Raw genomic sequence first — 21,512 nt, 5'->3', positions numbered from 1 at the left:
TGCTTGTACGCGGCGATGCGGGATGTCGGCCGCAGCCAGTGCTGGGGTGCCGTCGATTGCCGTCGACGGGGTCCCGGGTCGAGGTCATTATATTATGTTCATAACCTAAAAGGTTCAGGAGCTACTCATGGCAGCGGATCGGCAGGTGGCGCTCGTGACGGGCGCCTCCTCGGGAATCGGCAAGGCGACGGTGCACGCGCTCGCCGAGGCGGGGTTCGACGCGATCGGGACGAGTCGGAAGGCGTCGGGAAGCCCGGCTCGCGGCGGTGTGACGCTCCTCGGACTCGACGTGACCAGCGACGACTCGGTCAACAGTGTCGTCCAGCAGGTGATCGAGGAGTTCGGGCGTATCGACGTCCTGGTCAACAACGCCGGGATCGGGACCAACGGTGCTGCCGAGGAGGTCTCCGTCGCCCAGGCGCAGAGCGTCTTCGATGTGAACGTCTTCGGCCTCATGCGCATGACCAAAGCCGTCCTGCCATACATGCGTGGCCGGGGTTACGGACGCATCGTCAACATCTCCTCCGTGGGTGGGTTCGTCCCCAACCCCTTCATGGCTGTTTACGTCGCCTCCAAGCACGCGGTCGAGGGCTACTCCGAGTCCTTGGACCATGAGGTCCGCGAGTACGGCGTTCGGGTGCTGCGCGTCCAGCCAGGCCCCGTTAACACCCCGTTCGACATGAATATGCTGCACGCGGACACCCCTCTGTCGCTGTACGCGCGCCGACGAGCCGTCTTCGACGAGGTGGTGGAGGAACAGATGCGGAGCGGCGATGATCCCACTGTCATCGCCAAGGCGGTCGTCGCGGCAGCGACCGACCCCAAACCGAAGCTGAGCTATCCCGCCGGCTCGATGGCCGCACGCGTCAGCGTGCTGCGCCGCATCGTCCCCACCCGGGCCTTTGACAAGAGCGTCCGCAAACTCAACCGGATGACCGACTGACAGCCACGTGCGGGAACTCGCCGACGGTGCCTGTGCCCGCGGCGAGTTCCCGCACGGCGCACTCAGCGGGAATGGTTCAGGCGAGGAACTTCCGTCCGCGAGCGTTGACGAGGAACATCAGCCGACTCCGCGCGCTGCACGACGGCGCCGCCCGTCCCGGGCCGTCACGCCCCGGCGGAGGCAGAGGTGTGGCTTGCTCGCAGCGCGACCTTGTCGATCTTGCCGACAGCGTTCTTGGGGATGGCCTCCACCACGATGTACGAGGTGGGACGCTTGTAGCCGGTGAGATGCCGTGCGCAGAGCTTTTGGAGCGCCGCGGGATCGACCGTCACGCCCGGCCGCGGCTGGACGTACGCGACGACCACTTCGCCCCATTTTTCGTCCGGTACCCCGATCACGGCGGCCTCCAGGACGGAGCGATCTCCCGTCAGCACGTCCTCGATCTCCTTGGGGTAGATGTTCTCCCCGCCTCGGATGATCATGTCCTTCGACCGCCCGACCAGGGTCAGGTACCCTCCCTCGTCGAGATGACCGATGTCGCCCGTGTGCAGCCAGCCGTCGATGACGGTTCGCGCCGTCTCCTCGGGACGGCCCAGGTAGCCGCGCATGACGTTGGCGCCGCGCACGATGACCTCGCCGTCCAGTCCCTGTGCCACCTCGGCACCGGCCGCGTCGACGATCCGTATCTCCTGCCCGGGGAAGGGCAGCCCCACGGTTCCGGCGCGTCGGGGTCCCGAGACCGGGTTGATCGTGGAGCCGCAGGTTCCCTCGGAAAGGCCGTACCCCTCGACGAGGGGGAACCCGTACCGCGCCTCGAACCGGGCCAGCAGGTCGGCGGAGGCGGGTGCGGCACCGCAGACCCCGAACCGCAGCGACGACGTGTCCGGCTGAACACTGTCCGGAAGTGCCGCGAGCATCCCGTAGATCGTGGGCACGGCACTGAAGAAGGTGGGTCGCTCCCGCTCGACGAGGTCGAAGAAGGTGCGGGGATCGAACCGGCCGGCGATGACGACACTGGCTCCGACGAGCAGCGGCGTCAGGACGCTGACGATGATGCCGTTGACGTGGAAGAGCGGCAGGATCAGCAGGCAGCGGTCGCTCGGCCCCAACTCCAGGGCCAGGCGCCCCATCTCCACCATGGCGTCGATGTTCGCGTGGTCGAGCATCACCCCCTTGGGCACCCCGGTCGTACCGCTGGTGTAGATGAGCAGGGCCAGAGCGGACGGGTCCGGCTGCGGCGCCTCGTCCCACCCCGGAGCCTGTTCGCGCAGGCCTCCGACGGCGAGCGTGACGAGGCCGGCCACGGCTTCCGTGCCGTCCTCGACCACCAGCAGGCGTGCGCCGGAGTCGACGAGCTGCCGGGCGACCTCGCCGTCGGTCATGCTCGGATTGACCGGGGTGACGGTGGCGCCGAGCCGCCAGGCCGCGAACAGCAGCAGGACGAATTCCACGCGGTTGGTCAGTTTGAGGGCGACGACGTCACCGGGACCGATGCCGAGGTCTCGAAGGTGGTGCGCCGCCGCGCGGACACGGTTCAGCAGTTGGGCGTTGGTAAGCGCCTGGAGCCCGTCCGAGACCGCGGGACCGTCCGGGTCCAGGGCGGCGCGGCGATCGGGCAGTGAAGCGAATTTCATGGCGTGCGTACCTGTTTCGGTGGGCGAGCCGGTCAGGAGGCCGAAGAGGCGGGCAGCGGAGCGAGGTGCCGGGTCAGGAACTCCACCTGGTCGCGCGCCAGGGCTTCGAAGGTCTCGCCGGTGTAGAAGTCGAAGTGGCCCGCGGCGTACCGCTTGACCTCGCCGTGGGGTGCGGTCCGCGCGTACCGGAGTGTCTGTGCGGGAGGCGTGACGGAGTCCGTGTCGCTGACGCAGAAGAGGATCGGCATGACGACCTTCTTCGCCGCTCGGCCGGGCCGGTAGGCGGCGATGGTCGGGATGACCCGCGCCGCGACCTCGTTGCGGAACGTCTTCCCCTTCGGCACGAGCGCCTGGTAACCGGGCAGCGCGTCCGCGGCGTTCATCAACGCGGGCGAACCGGGGGAGGCGGCGATGGGGACCATCACCGGTGCCTTGCCGCGTATCCTGGCCGCCAGATCCCGGGCGAGTACGGGCGTCATCCTCAGTGAGGCCACCGGGCCGAGGGCGAGCGCCGAGGCCAGACCGTCGGTGAACGGACACTGGGCCACGGCCGCGCACAGTTCGGGATGACGCGAGGCCACGGTGATGGCATGCCCCCCGCCGAACGAGCTGCCCCACACCGCGATGCGTGAACGGTCCACGTCACGGCGGGCCTTGACCCAGTCGAGGGCGGAATCCCAGTCGGTGAGCTGGCGCTTGATCGACAGCAACTGGCGAGGGTGGCCGCCGCTGTCGCCGAAGTGCCGGTAGGTGAAGGCCAGGGCGGCGATGCCCGCCTGGGCGAAACGCTCGGCGAAGGCGTCCAGGCGCATGTCACGGGTGGCACCGAGGCCGTGGCCGAGGATGACGACCGGCGGCGAGGCGACGCCGGAGGGGAGGTAGAGCCATCCGGCGCAGGAGCTGTCACCGGAGGGGAACGAGACGTCGTGACGGACGAAGGGAAGCCGCGTGGTCATGGCCGGCTCACCTTCCGGTCGGTCGTCGAGCGGGGCCCGGGCACGGTGCCGGACGTGAGCGCCTCGGCGTAGGTGTCCGGCCGGTACAGCGGAAGCTCCCCCGTCGCGTCCGTCGTGTCCATGTAGTCGAGCATCAACTCCTGGCCCTCCCGCGACAGAACTCTGGTGAAGAACTCGGTGCGTTCGACGTGCAAGCCGTCCGCCAGGGACATCGAGCCGCCGAAGTACACCGACCTCTTGGCGGCGGCGACCGAACCCTTCGGCCGGGCGCCGAAGTGCCGGGCGAGTTCGACCGCCCGCGTGACCACCTCGCCCTGCGGAACGACCTCGTCCACCGCCCCGTTGGCGAGAGCCTGAGCAGGGGTGAACGGTTTGCCTTCGAGGATCGCGACGAGAGACCGGTGGGTGCCGATCAGGCGGGTCAGCCGCTGGGTGCCGCCACCGCCCGGAATGATGCCGAGAAGGATCTCCGGCTGGCCGATGAAGAACTCTCCGTCGGCCATCACCCGCAGATCGCACGCCCAGGCGAACTCCGCACCGAGGCCCAGAGCCGAGCCGTTGAGGGCGGCGACGAAGAGCACCCCGCTGGCGTTCATCTTGAGGAAGGTCGTGTGCAGGGCTTCCAACTGGAGTGCTCCCCGCAACGGGGTCCTGCGCGCCACAGGCTCCAGGACCCGGGCCCGGTCCACACCCTTCGCCACACGAACGACGGCGGCGGCACCGCGTCGGCCTACGGTAGGGCTCGCGGCGCCCTCCTCCTGAAGCCACCGGACCTCGGCGTGGCTCACGAACCGCTCTGGGTGCGCGCCCGTGAACACGACGGCACGGACGCCGGGATCGCGGTCGACCCGGTCCACCAGCTCCTTGAGCCGGTCGGCGATGTCGGGGCCGAACACGCCGTGCGGCCCGCCGTCGACCCGGACGGTCAGGACGGCTCCGTCGTCCTGGATCTCAAGATGGCCCTTTTCGGGTTTTCTCATGGAATCTGCTCCCGTGCTGAATCCGTGGTGAGGGGAGGGCGGTACGAAGGGAACGGCGTGTGCCCAGGCGGGCGGGGATCGCCGCGGAGGTGCCTCGACCCGCCTGCCGCTGTGGGGCGCCGGTTCGGCGGGGATACGACCGTGAGCGGTCCCGTGACCTGCGTCGGCTTTGGTGCGTGAGGCCCGGGCCTGCTGTGATGAGCGCCCCGAGGGCTGCTGCAGTGCTCGCGACGCCGTGCAACTCGTGATGTGTATCCTGGCGTGGAGAACTCGTATAACCAAGTTATTTTGTGTGTGGCAACCGTCACTCCGGTCGGCGTTACGCCTCCGGTGAGAGGTCGGTTGCGGAGGCGGGTGGATACATGGGAGACGCGTCAAGAGCGTCGGCGCCCCCGGGGGTGCCGCAACGGCTCATCAGCGCCACGATCGGCCTCCTGGCCGAGCAGGGGCCTTCGGCCATCAAGGCGCGTACGGTGGCGGCCGCCAGCGGCCTGTCGACGATGGTGGTCTACAGCCACTTCGGGGGCATCCCCGAGCTCGTCCGGGCCGTTGCGGATCACGGGTTCGAGGAGCTCGGCAAGGCTTTCTCCCAGGTGCCGGTGACCGACGATGCCGTCGCGGATCTCTTTGTCATGGCGTTGACCTGCCGACGGGTCGCCGGTGAGAACCCTCACCTGTACGACCTGATGTTCGGGCTGTCCACTCGTGCCACCTACCGACCGCTGTCGGATGCCGACCTCCGGTTCAGCGGACGCTCGCCGGCCTTCCGCAAGGCCTACGCGGTCGTCACCGAAGCGTGCGCACGGCTCGTGGGTTCCGGCCGGGTGGCGCAGCAGGACCCCGACGTCGTGACGGCCCAGCTCTGGAGTTACGTCCACGGCTACATCACCCTCGAATTGGCCGAGCACTTCACCGAGTTCGAGGACCCGGTGGTGCAGGTACTGCTGCCGATGGGCGTGGGTTTCGCCGTAGGGCTGGGTGACGAACGGGAGCGCGCGCTGGCCTCGCACGAGGAAGGACTGCGTTCTTTCGGCTCGATGGCAGGGAGTTGACGGAGGATCAGTCCGCTATGCGTCTCAAGTGCCCGGCCGGGAAGGTCCGGTACTCCTGGTGGGGCTGTCGACGCCAGGTACCAGCTGGTCATGCCGGCCCAGTGCCTCCACCTCGCGTTCGAGGGTGGGCACGGCTCGGGCCGCGAAACGCCGCGCCCAGGGCCATGCGAGTGGTGAATTGACGGCTGCCTTCGCCCAGTTGGCCGCGGCGATCGCACGTGGCACGTACACCCTGCTGCGCCGGCGGACGACTCCGTCGACGATCGCCGCGGCTGCCTGGTGGACGCTCGTGGTGACGTTGCCCGGGTACGGCAGCCGTCTGCGCAGGTCCTGGAAGGAGGGGAGGTCGCCCTCGGCGCCCCGGACGATGTCCGTGTCGATCCAGGAGGGGTGCACCAGACCGACCGTGACGCCGAGATGGGCCACCTCCTGGCGGTAGGCCAGGGCCAGCATCTCCACCCCGGCCTTACTCGCGCCGTAAGCGGCCATCGAGGCCAGCGGCATGAAGGCCAGCGCGGAGGACACGACCATCGCATGGCCGCGGCTGCGCTCCAGGTGGGGCGTCGCGTACTTCAGGGTCCGGAAGACACCGTTGAGGTTGATGTCCAGAACCCGCTCGAACGACGCGTCGTCCGTCTGCCGTACGGTCCCGTAGGCCGCGACCCCCGCGTTGGCGACGATGATGTCGATGCCGCCCATGGTCTGCGCACAGTCGTCGATCGCCGACTTCAGGGCGGCCCCGTCGCGTACGTCGGCCGTCCGCCAGGACGCGTCAGGGCCCAGGGTGTGGGCGAGCTCGCGCAATCGATCGGGTTCGAGTCCGAGGAGGGCCAGTCGGGCGCCGCGGGCGGCGGCGACCCGTGCCACCTCGGCCCCGATCCCGCGCGCGGCTCCCGTGACGACCAGCCTTCGGCCTGCCAGGTCTTGTTTCATGGCCCGTAACATAACTTCGTTATTGGGGGAGCGCAATAGGTGGTAGGTGCCGGGGCCGAGGGGGGAAGTGTGCGGGTGTGCCCTGCTCGGCCGCCGTCGGCCCGGGGCGGGCGGAGAGCGGTCCGACGGGGCGAGCGGCGGACCGTTGCTCCGAGGAGTGCCCTCGGGGCCGAGGAGTGCCCTCGGGTATCAGGCCACCGGTGTGGCCGGCGGGGTCACGCGGCGGGCGTCGCCTCCCTGGACGGCGTCCCGGGCGCCGGCGGCGGCTTCGTGGGGTACCCCGAGGGGGATCGCGCTGACCTCGGACAGGTGTGCGAACTGCTTCGGTGTGAGCCGGACGTCCAAGGCGGCCAGGTACTCGTCCAGCTGGGCGGGGTTCCGCGGGCCGATGATCGGCACGTATGAGACGGACGCCTGGGCGGCACGCTCGCGGAGCCACGACACCGACACCTGGGCGGGGGTCGCGCCGGTCTCCTCGGCGACGGCCAGAACGGCGTCGACCACGGCGGTCTTCTGTTCGGTGCTCTCGGTGTGGATGACCGCCTTGAGGTCGGTCAGCCGCCCTTCGGCGCTGCGGCGGTACTTGCCGGTGAGCAGTCCGCCGCCGAGCGGGGACCACAGGGCGGCGCCGAGTCCCAGGCTCTCGGCCATCGGCAGCAGCTCACGGTCGGCGGTCCGCTCGACGAGGCTGTACTCGACCTGGATGCCCGTGACCGGTGCCCAGTTCTTCAGGTCGGCGAGGGTGACAGCGCGGGAGACCCGCCATGCGGGGAAGTTGGAGAGAGCGACGTGGAGGATCTTGCCGGACGTGACGAGGTCGTCCAGTCCCCGCAGGATCTCCTCCATGGGGGTGAGGTCGTCGGGGAAGTGGACCCAGTACAGGTCGACGTAGTCCGTCCCGAGGCGCCTCAGGCTCGCCTCCAGTGACGCGACCATGTTCTTGCGGCTGTTGCCCGTCCGGGAGATGCCCGGTTGCGGGGCGGCCCCGTTGGTGAACTTGGTGGCCAGGACGAAGTGGTCACGGTCGGCGGCGACGAACTTCCCCACCAGCTCCTCCGACTCGCCGAACTGGTAGCTGTCCGCCGTGTCGAGAAACGTGCCGCCGGCCTCGGCGAACCCGTCGAAAATCTGGCGTGCCTCGTCCGGCTCGGCGCCGGCGCCCCAGCGGGTGCCGAAGTTCCCCGTCCCGAGTGCGTACTCGGATACGCGCAGTCCTGTCCGTCGTCCGAAGGTCGTGTAACGCATCAGATCTCCTTCGTGCTGATGACCCGTCGAGGTCGAGATGAGCGGTGGTGGGTGAGGCGCCAGGCGGGACGGCGGCCCGGCCGAGGCCATCGGGGGCCGCCGGGCGCGGTGCAGCCGATGCGCCGATCCGCGTGCGGCGTGATGCCGGACGTGGCAGGTGTCGCTAAGTAAGACGATCGGTGTACTTGATGCTTCACCATAGCTGCCGCGATCGCCCATGTAAAACGATCGGTATCCTTGAGGGCGTGAACGAACCCACCGCTGTACGCCGACGTCAAGGCCGCGGTGCCCGGGAGCGAATCCTCCGAGCGGCGACTGAGCTGTTCACGGCACAGGGGATCAACGCGACCGGGATCGAGCAGCTGTCGACCGTCGCCGAAGTGTCCAAACGCACGCTCTACCAGCACTTCCGCAGCAAGGACGAGCTCGTCGTGGCGTATCTGCGGTCGTTGGACGACGCCCCCCAGCCCGTCGCCCCCGAGCAGCCCACACTGGCGGCGGCGAGCCCGCGGGAGCAGCTTCTGGCCGTCTTCGACTGGAAACCAGCGGAGACCATGGCCCCGTTCCGGGGATGCCCGTTCTTGAACGTCAGCGTCGAAGTGCCGGACCCCGGCCATCCCGCCCACGAGCTGGCCGCCGCGAAGAAGAAGAGGTGTGCCCGCCGCCTCGCCGACATCGCGCGGCAGGCCGGGGTCGCCGACCCGGAAACCCTCGGTGAGCAACTGGCACTGCTCTTCGACGGTGCGGCCGCGCGTGGCCTCGCGCTGAACAATCGTCATGTCATGGCGTACGCGCGATCCATCGCAGAGACGTTGGTGGATGCCGCCCTCGCCGACGCCGGTCGAGGGTCTCCGTGACGAGGTTGGTTGTCCCGTGCGTGACGTCGTCGCGATTCCGTGGTGGATGACGGGGCGGGTCGATCTCCTTGAAGCCATGGACGGGTCGGATGCCGGTGCCGGGCCGAACGGTTTTCAGCCGCGGAGGGGCTGGAAGAGGGTTTGGAGGTTGTCCGGTCAGCTGCGGCATGCTCCGGTTCCGAGACCGTACGACAGGCATCGGCCGCCGCCTGCGTATGTGCTTGCGTCCCCTCCCCGCGCGACGAAGCGGGCGTCCACTACCCAAACGGACAGTCGTGCTTGTCCGGGCAGGTCAGAGCCCTACGCCTGTGGGGCGCGGTTCACGGACGACCCGGAGCCGCACCGTCGTCAGCGGCGCCACGGTCCCCGGTCACCCCTCTCTCTGCCGTCCCACTCCCAAGATCACGACTGGATGCGGCCGCCGCGACAGCGCGTCCCGGTACACGTCATGCCGTGGAGACAGCCGAAGCCGGGGCGTCGGCCTGCCGGTCCGCGGCCAGCCGGGACTGCCCGGCCAGGAGCATGAGAGCGCTGACCGTAAGCCCCACCACGCCGCACCCCGCCGCCCGACTCGGACCACCGTGTTCCAGGACGAGCCCGACGGCGGCAGACCCGAGCGCCATGCCCGAGGTCATCAGCGTGACGAGCCAGGCGAACGCCTCCGTGACGGTGCCCGCCGGGGCGAGCTCTCCGACCAGGACGAAGGAGACGGTCAGCACGGGTGCGGGGAACAGCCCGGTCAGCACCAATAGGCCGGCCATCAAGGGGGACCGAGCAACAGGCACAGGAGCGCGTAGCCCGGTGCCAGGCAGACGGTCAGCAGCAGAGCCCGCCGCGCGGCGGGAGCGCCCAGTGGCGTACGGCGCCGTAGACGAGGGCACTGAAGGCATTGAGGGCTAGGAGTGCCGGAGCACCCCTGGGCACGCGGGGTTCCTCCGCGTGGGCCACGACGACGACATCGAGCGTGCCGAGCGCGACGCCCCGCGGGTGAGGCTGACCAGCAGGACGACGAGTTGAGTGCTGTCGCCGGGCCGCCACGGATCAAGTGTCGTGTTGGTGGCACGAGTTGAGTCAGCCATGGCTGACTCACGCTCTTCCCGACTTGCCCTGGGTTGTCGAGACTCTCAGTTCAGGATGCTGCGGGGGAGGTCGAAATGGCTGTTCGACGTGGACGAATGTCGGCTGGTCGTCGTCGGCGGATAGCAGAGGCGAAGCCCATAGTGCTCGGCAGTGGCGGGATGCTGATCGTGCTGGTGGTGTTCTGGTCGGCGGTGCTGCCCTACGTCGTAGGAGGCGCGCTCCTTGGCGGCACTGGAGCGGTGAGTTGGTGGCTGTGGCGTACGGACCGGATGGTGCGTGCCCGAGACCGCCGTTGGCGGCAGGGAGATGCGGTGGCGGCGGGGCGGCGAACCCTGGCCGAAGTAGATGCGATGACCGGGACGGAGTTCGAGGAGCTGGTTGCCGCGCTGTGCCGCCGTGACGGGTGCACGGGGGTCCGGCGGGTGGGCGGTGCGCACGACAACGGTGCTGATGTCGTCGGTCGGCTTCCTGACGGCCGGACGATGGTGATCCAATGCAAGCGGTATGCCCCCAGCAGTACCATCGCCAGCCGTGAGTTACGTGACCTGCTGGGAGCGAAGGTGCACTTCCGGGCCGACGTGGCGGTGTTCGTGACGACCACACGGTTCAGCCGCCCCTCGGAAAGGTTCGCGGTGGAGCATGGCATTCTCGCCGTCCATCGCGATCATCTCGGCTTGTGGAACAACGGGGCGTACCTGTGGTCGTTGAGCCGTGTGAATGGTCGCGGTCAGGGGGACTCCCGTCACCGGGCGCGTTGGAAGCAGGTCTACGGGAAGTGATCGATCCCGCGGGTCCGGGTCACCCGCGTCGACTACCTCTGCTGACGTGTGATCGGTGCTGAGTGCCCGTGTGCAGTGCTGCCGGTCGCCCGTCGAACGGGTCCATCGGGTGGCCGAGTCGGGTGAGCAGGATGGCGCTGTGTGTCCGGAAATGGCCTCAGCTGGGGTCTGCCGTATTGCCTGACTTGTGGCGGCCATGGACTCTGGAAGGCTTGCCAGGGTGGCAGGCGTTTGGGGGATGTGATGGCCCGCCCAGCGGTACGCGATGGCAGTGATCCCAAGGCCATTCGCGATACTCGTGTGTTGGTCGACTGTCTGCAGGAGCTGGTGCGAGGTGCCTACCGGCCCGTCAGGAACTGTGCCAAGTATTCAGAGGTGGTGTGGTTCGCGGATGTGCCCGAAGGGCTCGTCCGCCGCTCTCAGGATGCCGACTCTCGGATCATGGTGGTCAAGCACCGTCCGCCACTTGAAGCACCACGGTTGCCCGCGATCCTCCACGGCCGCGTGTCGGTCGAGGCCGCTGCCACCGCTGCTGCGGAGGCTCCCGAGCTGATTGACGGCACGTCAATCGACGACGAACAGGCGGAAGTGCCTGCTGACCAGGGCGAGAATCCCAAGGCGCTGGAGATCGGTACTGCGGAGCTACGCAAGACCTACGAGGCCTGGGCCGGCCGATGGAGGCGGTGGGCGCAGGAGGAGCTGGCGGCCGAGCCGCAGCGCCGTCTGCATCAGCAGCTGTACCGGATGGCCAAGAAGATCCAGCAGGACGGTGACACGTTTGAGGTCGTCCTGGCAGTAGGGCTCTTGCAGATGGGGGCCGAGCGAGCTTCGGCTCGGGTGCGCAGGCACATCGTCACTGCCCCCGTTACCCTCACGGTTGACTCGAATTCGGTCAACATAACGGTGTCCCTGGTGCCGGGGCAGTCCGGCCGTCTGGAAGACACGGAGTTCCTCAGCGAGTCCGATGGCTACACCTCGGAGCTGCTGGGGGTCGTGCGCTCCGATGTCGATGACGTCGCCTTCCACCCGCTGTCGGACCGGGCGAAGGAAGCCTTGCGCTCCTGGTCACAGCGAGCCTTCGGAGTCGAACGAACGCTTCCGTTCGACCCGGGCAGGGAGCATCGCGACTTCACCGCAGATCCGCAGGCGCGCTCACTGCATCACGCGCCGGCGCTCATCCTGCGCGAGCACGGCCAGCGTTCGGTACTCGGCTTCTTCGAAGGCATCGCCCGAGCCTTGAAACGCCCAGGAACTCAAGCTCCCTTGGGATTGGCTCAGCTGCTGTACGACCTTGAACCGGCAGAGCGTATGGCCTGGCGGAGCAGGAGCGGCTCCGTCCCTCCGGCACTGGGCCCGGAACCGTTGTTCCCGATGGTCACGAACGCTGCCCAGCTGGATGTCCTGGACAGACTGCAGCACGACACCAGTGTGGTGGTCCAGGGACCGCCGGGGACCGGAAAGACCCACACGATCAGCAACCTCATCGCAGCGCTCCTCGCGGACGGGAAGCGAGTCCTGGTCACCAGCGAAAAGGGCCAGGCGTTGAAGGTGCTGCGAGACCAGCTGCCCGCCAGGCTGCGCAGCATGTGCGTCATCCAGCGTGACCATTGGCAGGGCGGCAGCAGCGACCTGCGCCAGTCGCTCGGAGCTCTGGCCCACCTGAGCGCCACCACGAATCCCGAGCGGCTTCAGCAGCGCATCGAGGCCCAGCAGACCCAGCGGCACCAGCTCATGGCTGAACAGGCCAAGCTGCGTGAGCGCCTGCGGGCGGTGCGAGAAGTCGAGTGGTACGAGCACCCCGAGATCGCGCCGGGATACCGTGGCCGACTCGACGAGATCGTGCAGGCAGTCGAGCACGGCACAGCTGAATACCAGTGGCTGCCACCCCTGCCCGCCCAGCCGGAGCAACTGCCGCCGTTGACCACGGATGAGGCTCAGCGGCTCTGGCTGCTGGTCACCATGCATGGCCCGGGAATCCTCGACACGCACATCCACCACTGCCCCGATCCCGCCACTCTGCCGAACCCCACGGATGTCGCCGGCCGCATCAGCGAGCTGGAAGCAGCCGAGGAAGCCCTTGGGCCCGAGCCCGTCACGCCATTGGCCCAGACGCTGGCTGACCACGGCGACGCGGAACTCACGGTCCTGGAAACGCTGCTCGACCAAGCCCAGCACGCTCTGCAGAGTGTGGGTCTGTCCGCGGATCCTGCGTCATGGCACGAAGAGACGTGGTCCACCCGTGCACTTCAGGACGGCATCGCATGCCGATGGCAGCAAATGTGGGACAGCATCCGAAACGCCTCACTGCGTGCCCAGCAGACACAGCAGGAGATAGCGGCAGCCTCCTTCCCCGAGGTGGAAATACCGCAGCTTTCCGAAAGCGAGGAGAAAGAGCTCCTGATCAGCGGCCGCAACGTGGAGCAGTACGTCCTGAAGGGCGGGCAGTTGAACAAGCACTGGCCCCGGCCGGCCGTTCTCAAACAAGCCCGTGTCCTGCTGGAACAGTGCCGTGTGGAAGGCATGGCTCCCAACGGCCGAGAGCAGATCACTGCGGTGGTTCGCCATCTGGAGATGCGCGCCCACGCCCTTACCCTGCGCGGGCGATGGGCAGGCGTCGGATCGACCGTCGGACAAGGCACGGCCGAGTTGCTGGTAGCCGAACTCCTCGACAGAGCAGCTGTCTTGCAGGCCGTCGACACGTGCGTCGAAGTAATCCGCCAAGTCCACACAACCCTGCTGGCTAACGGCATCCCGGCATCGGTCACCACCTCTGAACAATGGCAGGACATCCGCCACGCCACGGTACGGGCCCGGCAGCTGTCGCAGGTCAGGAAGGCAGCCCGGCAGCTCGACGAGCTCCTTGCCGGCCTTCCTCAGCCACAGCCACACGCTGTTGAGGAACTCCAGCATGCGGCTGATGCGGCAGCTGCGCGCGACGCGCAGGCCTACGCACTCGCAATGGACGCATTGGCTGCGGCATTCCAGCGCGAGGCGGACCGGCGCGAGACCGGCAAACTCTTCCAGCGCCTCAGCGAAGCCCATCCAGAGCTGGCACAGGCATTTGCTGCCGAACCCCTCGGGGTGCACTGGCGCGCCCGGTTCACCGCATTGCCACAGGCGTGGGCATGGCGGCAAGCGCAGGACTTCCTCGACACGTATCTGCTTCCCGGGCGAGAGGAGCAGTTGGAAGGGGAGCTGGCACAGGTCGAAGCCCGACTCCACGATCTGGTGGAGCAGCTTGTCTGTGACCGTGCGGCCCTGCACTGTGTAAGGCGGATGACCACGAAGCACAAGCAGGCCCTGGCCGCCTACGCCACCGCTATCGCCAACGCCGGTCAAGGAACAACGGAGTACGGCAAACGCCATCAACGCCACGCGCGTTCAGCCATGCAGACAGCTCAGGGCGCGGTACCGGCATGGGTCATGCCGCTGAGGCAGGTAGCTGAAACGATCAGCCCGGAACCGGACTCCTTCGATGTGGTGATCGTCGACGAAGCAAGCCAGGTCGGTCTGAACGGCCTGCTGTTGCTCTGGCTCGCCCCGCGGATCATCGTCGTCGGAGACGACCGCCAGTGCGCGCCCGCCTACACCGGCAGCAAGCACGACCGGATCACCCAGATCTTTGACGAACGCATGGCCGCGCTCGAACCCTGGCAGCGCGAAGGCTTCGACCCCAAGTCCAACCTCTATGAACTGCTGTCATCTCGCTTCACCGAGGTGATCCGCCTCACCGAGCACTTCCGCTGCATGCCCGAGATCATCAAGTGGTCCTCGATGCAGTTCTATCCCGACAACCAGCTCATCCTGCTACGTCAGCACGGCTCGGACCGGCTTCCCCCACTGAAGGTGGTCCACGTTCCCGAGGGCCACTGCGAAGGGCGCAGGGACAAGCTGATCAACCGGCCAGAAGCAGAGGCTGTCGTTGACCAACTCCACCGCCTCACCCAGGACCCGGCCTACGCCGACCGCACCATGGGCGTCATCATCCTGCGCCAAGGCGATCAGACGCGGCTCGTCCAGGACCTCGTTGACCAGCGCATCGACATGCCCGCCCGTGAACGCCACAACATCCAGATCGGGACCCCCGAAGAATTCCAAGGCGACCAACGCGACGTCATCCTGCTGTCGATGGTCGTTGACGGCCGCAACGTCATTGCCGCGACCGGCCGCCAACACGAGCGACGCTTCAACGTCGCAGCCAGCCGAGCCCGTGACCAGATGTGGCTCTTCCACTCCATGACCACCGACCAGCTCAGCAGCAAGGACCTGCGACACTCCCTGCTCACCTACATGCAAAGCCCGCCCCCGCCCTACAGCCACGCCCACCAACCGGCCAACGTCAGCCCAGACCAACTCTGTGCGCCCTTCCAGTCACTCTTCGAACAGCGCGTCTTCCTGCGCATCAAGGAACGCGGCTACGACGTCGTGCCGCAGTGGGAAGTCAACGGCAAATTCATCGACCTCGTCGTCACCGGAGACCACGGGCGCCTCGCCGTCGAATGCGACGGAAGCCCCTACCACTCCGACAGGCAGCAGATCCACGACGACGCCGAGCGGGAACGGGAACTGCGACGTGCCGGCTGGACATTCTGGCGCGTACGCAGCAGCGCCTTCGCGCTCTCACCGGAAGAAGCCCTGGCCCCCCTGTGGAAACGCCTGACCGACCTCGGCATCCACCCGCGTGCCACGCCCGGGACATCCAGGGAGGACACCGAACCTCACGCGCCATGGACTCCGGCCGGACTGGCCGAAGCCGAGCCCGACGACGAAGACATGGACCCCTACGACGGCGAACCGGACGACGACAGCAAGGCAGCCTGACATGGAGAACTTCGACGACAGCACACTCGACGAACTCGCCGCCATGATCTGCGGCGATGAGCCCGGCATGAAACGACGACGTGGCTGGGAGCTGGCGCTCTTCCTCCGGCGGGCTGGCTTGGAAGACGTCCCCGATCATGACGGCAGTCCGCGCCAGCGCTGGATCCTGGACCTCCTGCGCGAACGGAAGGAGGACGACACCGGAGAAGTCGAACGCGTTGTCCTGCGCCTGGCCGACCGACGGGAGTACCAGCAGCAGCCTAGCGAGTACGGCCCCGTCATCGAACGCCTCCAGGAAGTCCTAGCCCTGGAAGGCCGCCGCATCGACTACCGCAACGGCCAGCCCGTCCTCGTTGAGTACGACCCCGACAACCCGCCACGCCCCCAGCGAGTGGAACTCAAAGTAGCCATCACCGACATCGTCACCGACCCGGACCTGGCTCGCGCCGTTCAACTACGCCTCGATGAAGCACGCATTTGCCAAGAACACGGCGCCTACACTTCCGCGGTCATCATGCTCGGCAGCCTCCTCGAAGGCGTCCTGGTCCACGCAGCCGAAGCCAGGCGAGCAGACGTCCCGTTCCCCAAGCCACTACGCGCTGCAGGGTTGCAGGATCTTGTTCAGCACGCCCACACCAATGGGTGGATCGACCAGGACGCGAAGATGGCCTCGGAGTTGCTGCGGACCTACCGCAACCTGGTCCATCCTCTTGCGGAGAAGCGAGCCAAGCACAGCGCAGACTTCGACACAGCCGATCTGTGCTGGTCGACGGTCAACGCTGTGCTCAACGACCTAGCGGCAAGCAAACCCCAATAGATAGCGGGCCTGCGCCGTCCGGATCTGCTGCAGGTTTGGGTGACATCTTGACCTGCCCCACCTCTCAGGTTCCATTTCTGGTGGCTAACTGACGGCCTTCACGAAAGGCTGCCGGACATGCCCAGCGCCTGCCCCGCTGAGTTCCGCGCCCGCGCCATCGTGTTGGTGCGGGCAGGAAAAGAACAGAAGCAGACCGCCGTTGACCTCGGCATCCATCCGGTCACGTTGTCGAAGTGGTTGCGCCAGGACGACATCGGCAACGGACGGCGCCCTGGCATGGTCTCGGAGGAGTCCGCAGAGCTGCGTGCAGCGCGGCGACGGATCCGCGAGCTGGAAGCCGAGCTTGAGATCGTCCGCAAGGCCGCCAAGTTCCTCGGCGAGGACAAGCCGGCCCCAAGAGGCTCTACCCGGTGATCGACCGTCTCGTCGATGCCGGGGCACCGGTCGATCGATGCTGCCGGATCCTCGGGGTCGCCCGGCAGAACTACTACAAGCACAAACGCACCCCCACCACAGCGCGGCAGCTGCGACGGGAGTGGCTGACCGGGCTGATCCGCGAGGTCCACGTCGCGTCACGCGGCACCTACGGCTACCGCCGCATACATGCCGAGCTCACCCTGGGCATGGGCATGAGCATCCAGGTGTGCTCGAGGACCGTGTCGGTGCTGATGACACAGGCCGGGATCTACGGACTGCCCGGACCGGTGCGGATCAAGCGCCTGCGGGGTGTCGTCACTGCCGAGGACCTGGTCAACCGCAAGTTCCATCGGCTGCGTCCCAACGAGCTGTGGGTCTCCGACATCACGCAACACCGCACCAGGGAAGGGTGGGTGTACTGCGCGGCGGTCCTGGACGCGTTCAGCCGCAAGATCGTGGGCTGGTCGATCGACTCCCGACAGGACGCCACCCTTGTGGTCAACGCGTTGGACATGGCCCTCCGCAACCAGCGCCCCGAACCAGGCGGGATAGTGCACGCCGATCACGGCACCCAGTTCACCTCCTGGGTCCTCGGGGAAAGGATCCGCTCCGCCGGGCTCCTGCCATCGTTCGGCACCGTCGGGGACGGCCTCCATGACCAGGGCATTCCCATCGGAGCAATCTCTTGACACACGGCATTCACGAGATCGCTGACAGAACCGCTTTCAACGAGCGCCATCAGCATTTCGTGGATTGCCCCCCACTACCCGAGAAGTGCAACAGCACTGTTGCTGCCACCTGCGGAACCGATGCCCTCCTGGCCTGGGGCGTCACAGTGAACTCGACGGAGCGCATCAGCTCTGATTTTGCGGCAGAACCGGCAGCTTGTAGGCGATCGCCCACCGGGGGGCGCGGGAGCCGGATCCGGCTGCCTGCTGGTCGGCGGCGAGGTCCGCTTTGATGACGATGCCGTCGATGCCGAACGGAAGCTCCGCACGCGTCGCGGCGATCTCCTTGACCCGGGCCAGGACCGCTTCGGGGTCGTGGGCGACCACGTCCGGGACGGCGGTCCGGCCGCTGGTGTGCACGCCGAGCTCGGTGGCCAGATGCATCAGGTCGCTGTGGGCGGAGGTGGTCAGCCGCTCGGCAAGGGCCGGCTCGGTGTCGGATACGGGCAGCAGGCCGTAGCCGAAGAACGTCATCGGGACCGTGTAGGCGCGCTCCTTGGCTCGTAGCGTGCCGGCGGCCGCGTTGCGGGGATTGGCGAACGGCCCTCCGCCGTGAGCCGTGCGCACTTCGTTGGCGTGCTCGAACTGGGCAGTGGTCATGAGGACTTCGCCGCGCACCTCGACGGTGGCCGGCTCGGCCAGTGTCTCGGGCAGCCCCTCTATGGTGCCGATCGCGTGCGAGACGTCCTCTCCGGCAGTGCCGTCCCCACGGGTGACCAGTTGGGTGAGGCGTCCGCCGCGGTAGCGGGCGGCGATCGCCAGCCCGTCCAGCTTGGGCCCCACGCTGAACTGTGTGACCTCACGCCCGATGCGACGGGCCAAAGACGCCGTCCAGGCGGTGAACTCCTCCGGGGAGAACACGTTGTCGAGGCTGAGCATCGGCACCGTATGCGGAACGTCGCCCTCGACCGCGCCACCGGCGACCTTCCCGGTGGGGGACCCGGGCAGCACCTGGTCCGGGTGCTCGGCCTCCCACGTGGCGATCCCGCGCACGAGCAGGTCGTAGGCGTCGTCGTCCAGCGGTGAGGTGCCGCCTGCGTAGTAGGCAGCCGCCGCACCCACGGCATCCTCGACCGCCTGTGCGTAGGCGGCGGCATCCACGATCACTGCTGCAGAAGTCGTCATGTCCGGCATCATGCCGCCCACCACTGACAATGGGCCCGGCCGCGCTGGTCACCCGTACGGGGTCTCGGCTGCCGTCGCCCTGACGGCTCGGCCCGTTTGCGCTGTCAGCTCGTGCGGGGACGGATCAGTCCGCTCTCGTAGGCGAGGATGGTGGCCTGGACCCGGTCGCGCAGGCCGAGCTTGGACAGCAGGCCGTTCACGTGGGTCTTCACGGTGCCCGTGGTCACGCCGAGTTCGGCTCCGATCTCGGCGTTGGTGAGGCCCGAGGCGATCTTCAGCAGTACTTCCCGTTCCCTCGGGGTGAGGTGCTCGAAGACCCCGGTCACCGTGGGAACTTGCCGGGCGCCCTGGGCGAAGGTGCGGATGAGGCGACGGGTCACGGTGGGGGCCAGGATGCCGTCGCCCGAGGCGACGACGCGGATCGCGGTCAGCAGATCTTCGGGCTGGGCGTCCTTCAGCAGGAACCCGGACGCTCCGGCGCGCAGGGCCTCGTACACGTACTCGTCGAGGTCGAAGGTGGTGAGCACGAGCACCCGCGGCCCGTTCTCCGGCGCGGTGATCAGGCGGGTCGCGGTGAGTCCGTCCATGCCCGGCATCCGGATGTCCATCAGGACGAGGTCGGGAGCCTCGGCGGTGGCGAGCGACACCGCCGTCGCTCCGTCTCCGGCCTCGCCGACGACGATGAGGTCGGGTTCGGCGTCCACGATGGCGGCGAAGCCCGCCCTGACCACGGCCTGGTCGTCGACGACGATCACGCGTACGGCGACGGGGACACCTCCTGGACGGGGGCCGGAGCGGGTCCGGCCGGCAACGACACCCGTACCTTACCGATCGGTTCGAACGCGATGCGGCCCTCGCCCGCGGCGACCTGCACACGCAGGCGTTCGGCGACCGGGCCGGCGCCGGCGAGCGGTACGCCCGTCAGCGTGATGTGCACGGTGCCACGGCGCCGCCTCAGGGTCACCCGGGCCGGCCCGTGGTCGCCCGCGCCGAGTGCCGCTTCGACGATCCGGTACGTCGAGACGTGCACGGACGGCGGCAGGTCCCGCGCGGCTTCCGGCAGGCCCCGCAACCGCACGTCGCGGCCGGCGGCGCGCAGGGTGCGGCACAGCGTGTCGAGGTCGGCGGCGGTCGGGGACGGAGCGAGGCGGCCCTCAAGGTCCGCGCCGTCGCCGAGGCTGTGCAGCATGTCCCGCATGGCGGCGAGGGCCGCCCTGGCCGTGGCGGCCACGTCGTCGAGCCTTCCCTGCCGGGCCAGTTCGACGAGCGAGGCCGTGTGGTGCAGTACGGCCTCGCGCAACGTGACCGCCAGCCGGTGCCGTTCGGCCTCGGCGGCCCGCTCCGCATGCCACATCGAGCGGGCGAGCGCGAAGTCGTCGTTCGCCAGAAGGCGCAGGCGTCGGCGTCGTACGACGAGGCCGGCGCCGCACACGGCGGCGAAGACGGGAGCCAGCAGGACGCCCAGGACGACCACCATCACGACGGTGAGCCCGCCGATCGGATCGCCCTCGAACGAGCCGTCGGCAGCGGCCGTTGCCGTGACCACCGAGGCCGTGCCGAAGGTCCCCGCGATCGCAGCGGGCCAGGTGCGGGAGGGCCCCTGCCCGTACGCGGCGACCGCGTACACGGCGAGCAGCTCCACGAACGTGCCCATGACGAGGAACTGCGACACCCGTGACGGCAGGGGCAGCACGGCGACGGTCACGGGCCACAGCCAGGCCGTGGCCAGCACGGCGGCATAGGAGGCCAGCGGGGCACGTCTGCGCCACACCAGAGGCAGCGCGTGCAGGACCAGCAGCACCGTCACGGCGATCAGCTCCGGTACCGAGTCGCGCCTGGTCCGTTCCGACCAGTCCTCCGTGGCCGCGAGGGCGGTGACCACCGGCAGGACCATCGCGGTCAGGGCCAGGGCGGGATCGGCGAGCCGCTGCTCGCGCAGGATGTCGCGCCGCCATACGGGCCGGGGCGGCTGCCGGGGCCCGGCGGTGTCGGGCAGGGTCGCGCGGACCAGCCAACCGCCGTCGGGGCTCGGGCCGGCGGTCAGCTCACCGCCGGCCGATGCGGCCCGTTCCCGCATGCCGGCCACGCCGCGTCCGGCGCCGAGACCGCCGGCGTCGTGCGGTGCGGAGGTGCGCGGCGGCGCGTTCTCCACGGTCAGTTCCAGCACGCCGTTCTCCCGGCGGACGAGCACCCGGGCGGCGGCGCCGGGAGCGTGCCGCAGGGCGTTGGTGAGGGCCTCGCGGACGATGCCGTGGATCGCCTCGGCCACGGGGCCGGTCAGGTCGTCGGGGAGGTGGGCTGCGACGGGTCGGCCCAACCGGCCGAATCCCGCGACCAGTTCCTCGATCTCCGCGCTCGTGGCCTCCGGGCCCGGACGGTCGGTGTCCCGCAGGAGACCGACGAGCCGCTGCAGCGCCGCCACGGTCTCGATGCCCGTGCGTTCCGCGAACGACAGTGCCTCGGCGGCCAGCTCCGGCCTGCTGTCCTTGAGTCTGCGCGCGGCGTCGACGGTGACGACGACCGAGGTGAGGTGATGGGCACTCACGTCGTGCAGTTCGCGCGCGAGTCGCCGGCGTTCGTGGTCCCCCGCCGTCCGACGGGCGTGCTCCGCTCCGGCCAGCCGGCGGGCCGCGGAGAGCCGCCCGCCGAGCCACTGGCGCCGCGCTTCGCCGAGTCCCGCGCACAGGACGTACACGGACAGGGCGATCGCCATCGTCAGGAGCGAGACGCGGAGGCCGTCCTGCACGGCGGCCAGCCCCCACTCGACGCCCACGGCCCCGGTGACGGCCCGGACCGTCACCGGTACGGGGCAGCGGGCGGCGACGGAGTACACGGCGACCAGCGTGCCGAGGCCGAGGTAGCCGTCCGGCCAGGCGACCGTGCCCAGGACGAAGGCGACCAGCGTCCCGGCCAGCGCCCGCACGGGGGCCTGCCGGCGCCGGCCCAGCGCGGCCGTCTCCACGGAGAGGGCGCACACGGCGCCGATCAGGCCCGGCAGTCCGGGCGCACCGTCCGGGCCCAGCACCGGCAACCCCGGCCACAGCAGGGCACTTTGTGCGGTGGCCAGCACCAGGGGCAGAAGCCAGTTGCGTATCGTCTCCATCTCGCCGACGAGCGTAGAGGGCGGCCCGAACGCCGGGCACCG

14 protein-coding genes and 2 pseudogenes are annotated in these 21,512 nt (G+C 68.7%); 7 read left to right on the top strand and 9 right to left on the bottom strand.

Going from position 1 to position 21,512, the window contains the following annotated elements:
* Positions 1-127 precede the first annotated feature (127 nt).
* Complete coding sequence (locus BEK98_RS03730; protein ID WP_094214907.1) at positions 128-943, top strand: oxidoreductase; 816 nt, start codon at positions 128-130, stop codon at positions 941-943.
* A 164-nt stretch (positions 944-1,107) separates the two neighbouring features.
* Here BEK98_RS03730 and BEK98_RS03725 read toward each other — a convergent pair whose 3' ends face one another.
* Genes BEK98_RS03725 through BEK98_RS03715 form a run of 3 tightly spaced genes read right to left on the bottom strand, consistent with a single transcriptional unit; the run spans position 1,108 to position 4,513 of the window.
* Entirely contained in the window at positions 1,108-2,577 is a 1,470-nt protein-coding gene (locus BEK98_RS03725) for a class I adenylate-forming enzyme family protein (RefSeq protein ID WP_094214906.1), read from the bottom strand.
* A 32-nt stretch (positions 2,578-2,609) separates the two neighbouring features.
* On the bottom strand, positions 2,610-3,533 hold the full coding sequence (locus BEK98_RS03720) for an alpha/beta hydrolase (RefSeq protein WP_094214905.1): 924 nt from the start codon (positions 3,531-3,533) through the stop codon (positions 2,610-2,612).
* Positions 3,530-4,513: an enoyl-CoA hydratase/isomerase family protein gene (locus tag BEK98_RS03715; protein WP_094214904.1), complete on the bottom strand. Its 984-nt coding sequence runs from the start codon at positions 4,511-4,513 to the stop codon at positions 3,530-3,532. Before BEK98_RS03715 ends, BEK98_RS03720 begins: the two co-directional genes overlap by 4 nt.
* 398 nt (positions 4,514-4,911) lie before the next feature.
* Between BEK98_RS03715 and BEK98_RS03710 the strand changes: the two genes are divergently transcribed.
* On the top strand, positions 4,912-5,565 hold the full coding sequence (locus BEK98_RS03710; RefSeq protein WP_244201728.1) for a TetR/AcrR family transcriptional regulator: 654 nt from the start codon (positions 4,912-4,914) through the stop codon (positions 5,563-5,565).
* Between the two features lie 24 nt (positions 5,566-5,589).
* Here the strand turns inward: BEK98_RS03710 and BEK98_RS03705 are convergent, their stop codons facing one another.
* Both BEK98_RS03705 and BEK98_RS03700 read right to left on the bottom strand, forming a co-directional pair.
* Positions 5,590-6,498 carry a short-chain dehydrogenase/reductase gene (locus tag BEK98_RS03705; protein WP_094214902.1) on the bottom strand — a complete coding sequence of 303 codons (909 nt, stop codon included), beginning with the start codon at positions 6,496-6,498 and terminating at the stop codon, positions 5,590-5,592.
* Positions 6,499-6,687: 189 nt separating this feature from the next.
* Complete coding sequence (locus BEK98_RS03700) at positions 6,688-7,743, bottom strand: aldo/keto reductase (protein ID WP_094214901.1); 1,056 nt, start codon at positions 7,741-7,743, stop codon at positions 6,688-6,690.
* Positions 7,744-7,988: 245 nt separating this feature from the next.
* Between BEK98_RS03700 and BEK98_RS03695 the strand changes: the two genes are divergently transcribed.
* Positions 7,989-8,600, top strand: a complete 612-nt coding sequence (locus tag BEK98_RS03695; protein ID WP_244201727.1) for a TetR/AcrR family transcriptional regulator — start codon at positions 7,989-7,991, stop codon at positions 8,598-8,600.
* A gap of 446 nt (positions 8,601-9,046) precedes the next feature.
* Here the strand turns inward: BEK98_RS03695 and BEK98_RS03690 are convergent, their stop codons facing one another.
* On the bottom strand, positions 9,047-9,361 hold the full coding sequence (locus BEK98_RS03690) for a hypothetical protein (protein WP_094214900.1): 315 nt from the start codon (positions 9,359-9,361) through the stop codon (positions 9,047-9,049).
* A gap of 477 nt (positions 9,362-9,838) precedes the next feature.
* Here BEK98_RS03690 and BEK98_RS03685 point away from each other — a divergent pair, with 477 nt between their 5' ends.
* From BEK98_RS03685 to BEK98_RS03670, 4 genes and pseudogenes are all read left to right on the top strand, one after another.
* Positions 9,839-10,459, top strand: a complete 621-nt coding sequence (locus tag BEK98_RS03685; RefSeq protein WP_244201726.1) for a restriction endonuclease — start codon at positions 9,839-9,841, stop codon at positions 10,457-10,459.
* A gap of 300 nt (positions 10,460-10,759) precedes the next feature.
* On the top strand, positions 10,760-15,280 hold the full coding sequence (locus BEK98_RS03680) for an AAA domain-containing protein (RefSeq protein WP_244201745.1): 4,521 nt from the start codon (positions 10,760-10,762) through the stop codon (positions 15,278-15,280).
* A 1-nt stretch (position 15,281) separates the two neighbouring features.
* Positions 15,282-16,097 (top strand): hypothetical protein, encoded by an 816-nt coding sequence (locus BEK98_RS03675; RefSeq protein WP_094214898.1) that lies wholly within the window; start codon positions 15,282-15,284, stop codon positions 16,095-16,097.
* Positions 16,098-16,214: 117 nt separating this feature from the next.
* Positions 16,215-17,167: pseudogene (locus tag BEK98_RS03670) on the top strand (IS3 family transposase); the annotation flags it as partial.
* Positions 17,168-17,386: 219 nt separating this feature from the next.
* Here the strand turns inward: BEK98_RS03670 and BEK98_RS03665 are convergent.
* The 3 genes and pseudogenes from BEK98_RS03665 to BEK98_RS03655 form a co-directional block, all read right to left on the bottom strand.
* Positions 17,387-18,367, bottom strand: a pseudogene (locus BEK98_RS03665) (NAD-dependent DNA ligase LigA); the annotation flags it as partial.
* 104 nt (positions 18,368-18,471) lie between these two features.
* A complete protein-coding gene (locus BEK98_RS03660; protein WP_094214897.1) occupies positions 18,472-19,122 on the bottom strand; it encodes a response regulator in 651 nt (216 codons plus the stop codon).
* Complete coding sequence (locus tag BEK98_RS03655) at positions 19,119-21,470, bottom strand: ATP-binding protein (RefSeq protein WP_094214896.1); 2,352 nt, start codon at positions 21,468-21,470, stop codon at positions 19,119-19,121. The genes BEK98_RS03660 and BEK98_RS03655 overlap by 4 nt, the downstream gene beginning before the upstream one ends.
* Between the last annotated feature and the right edge of the window lie 42 nt (positions 21,471-21,512).

It is taken from the genome of Streptomyces diastatochromogenes (assembly GCF_002242805.1).
In the GTDB taxonomy this organism is placed as follows: domain Bacteria; phylum Actinomycetota; class Actinomycetes; order Streptomycetales; family Streptomycetaceae; genus Streptomyces; species Streptomyces diastatochromogenes.
Note: the sequence above shows the minus strand (reverse complement) of the source record. Positions and strands in the feature narration are given on the sequence as shown.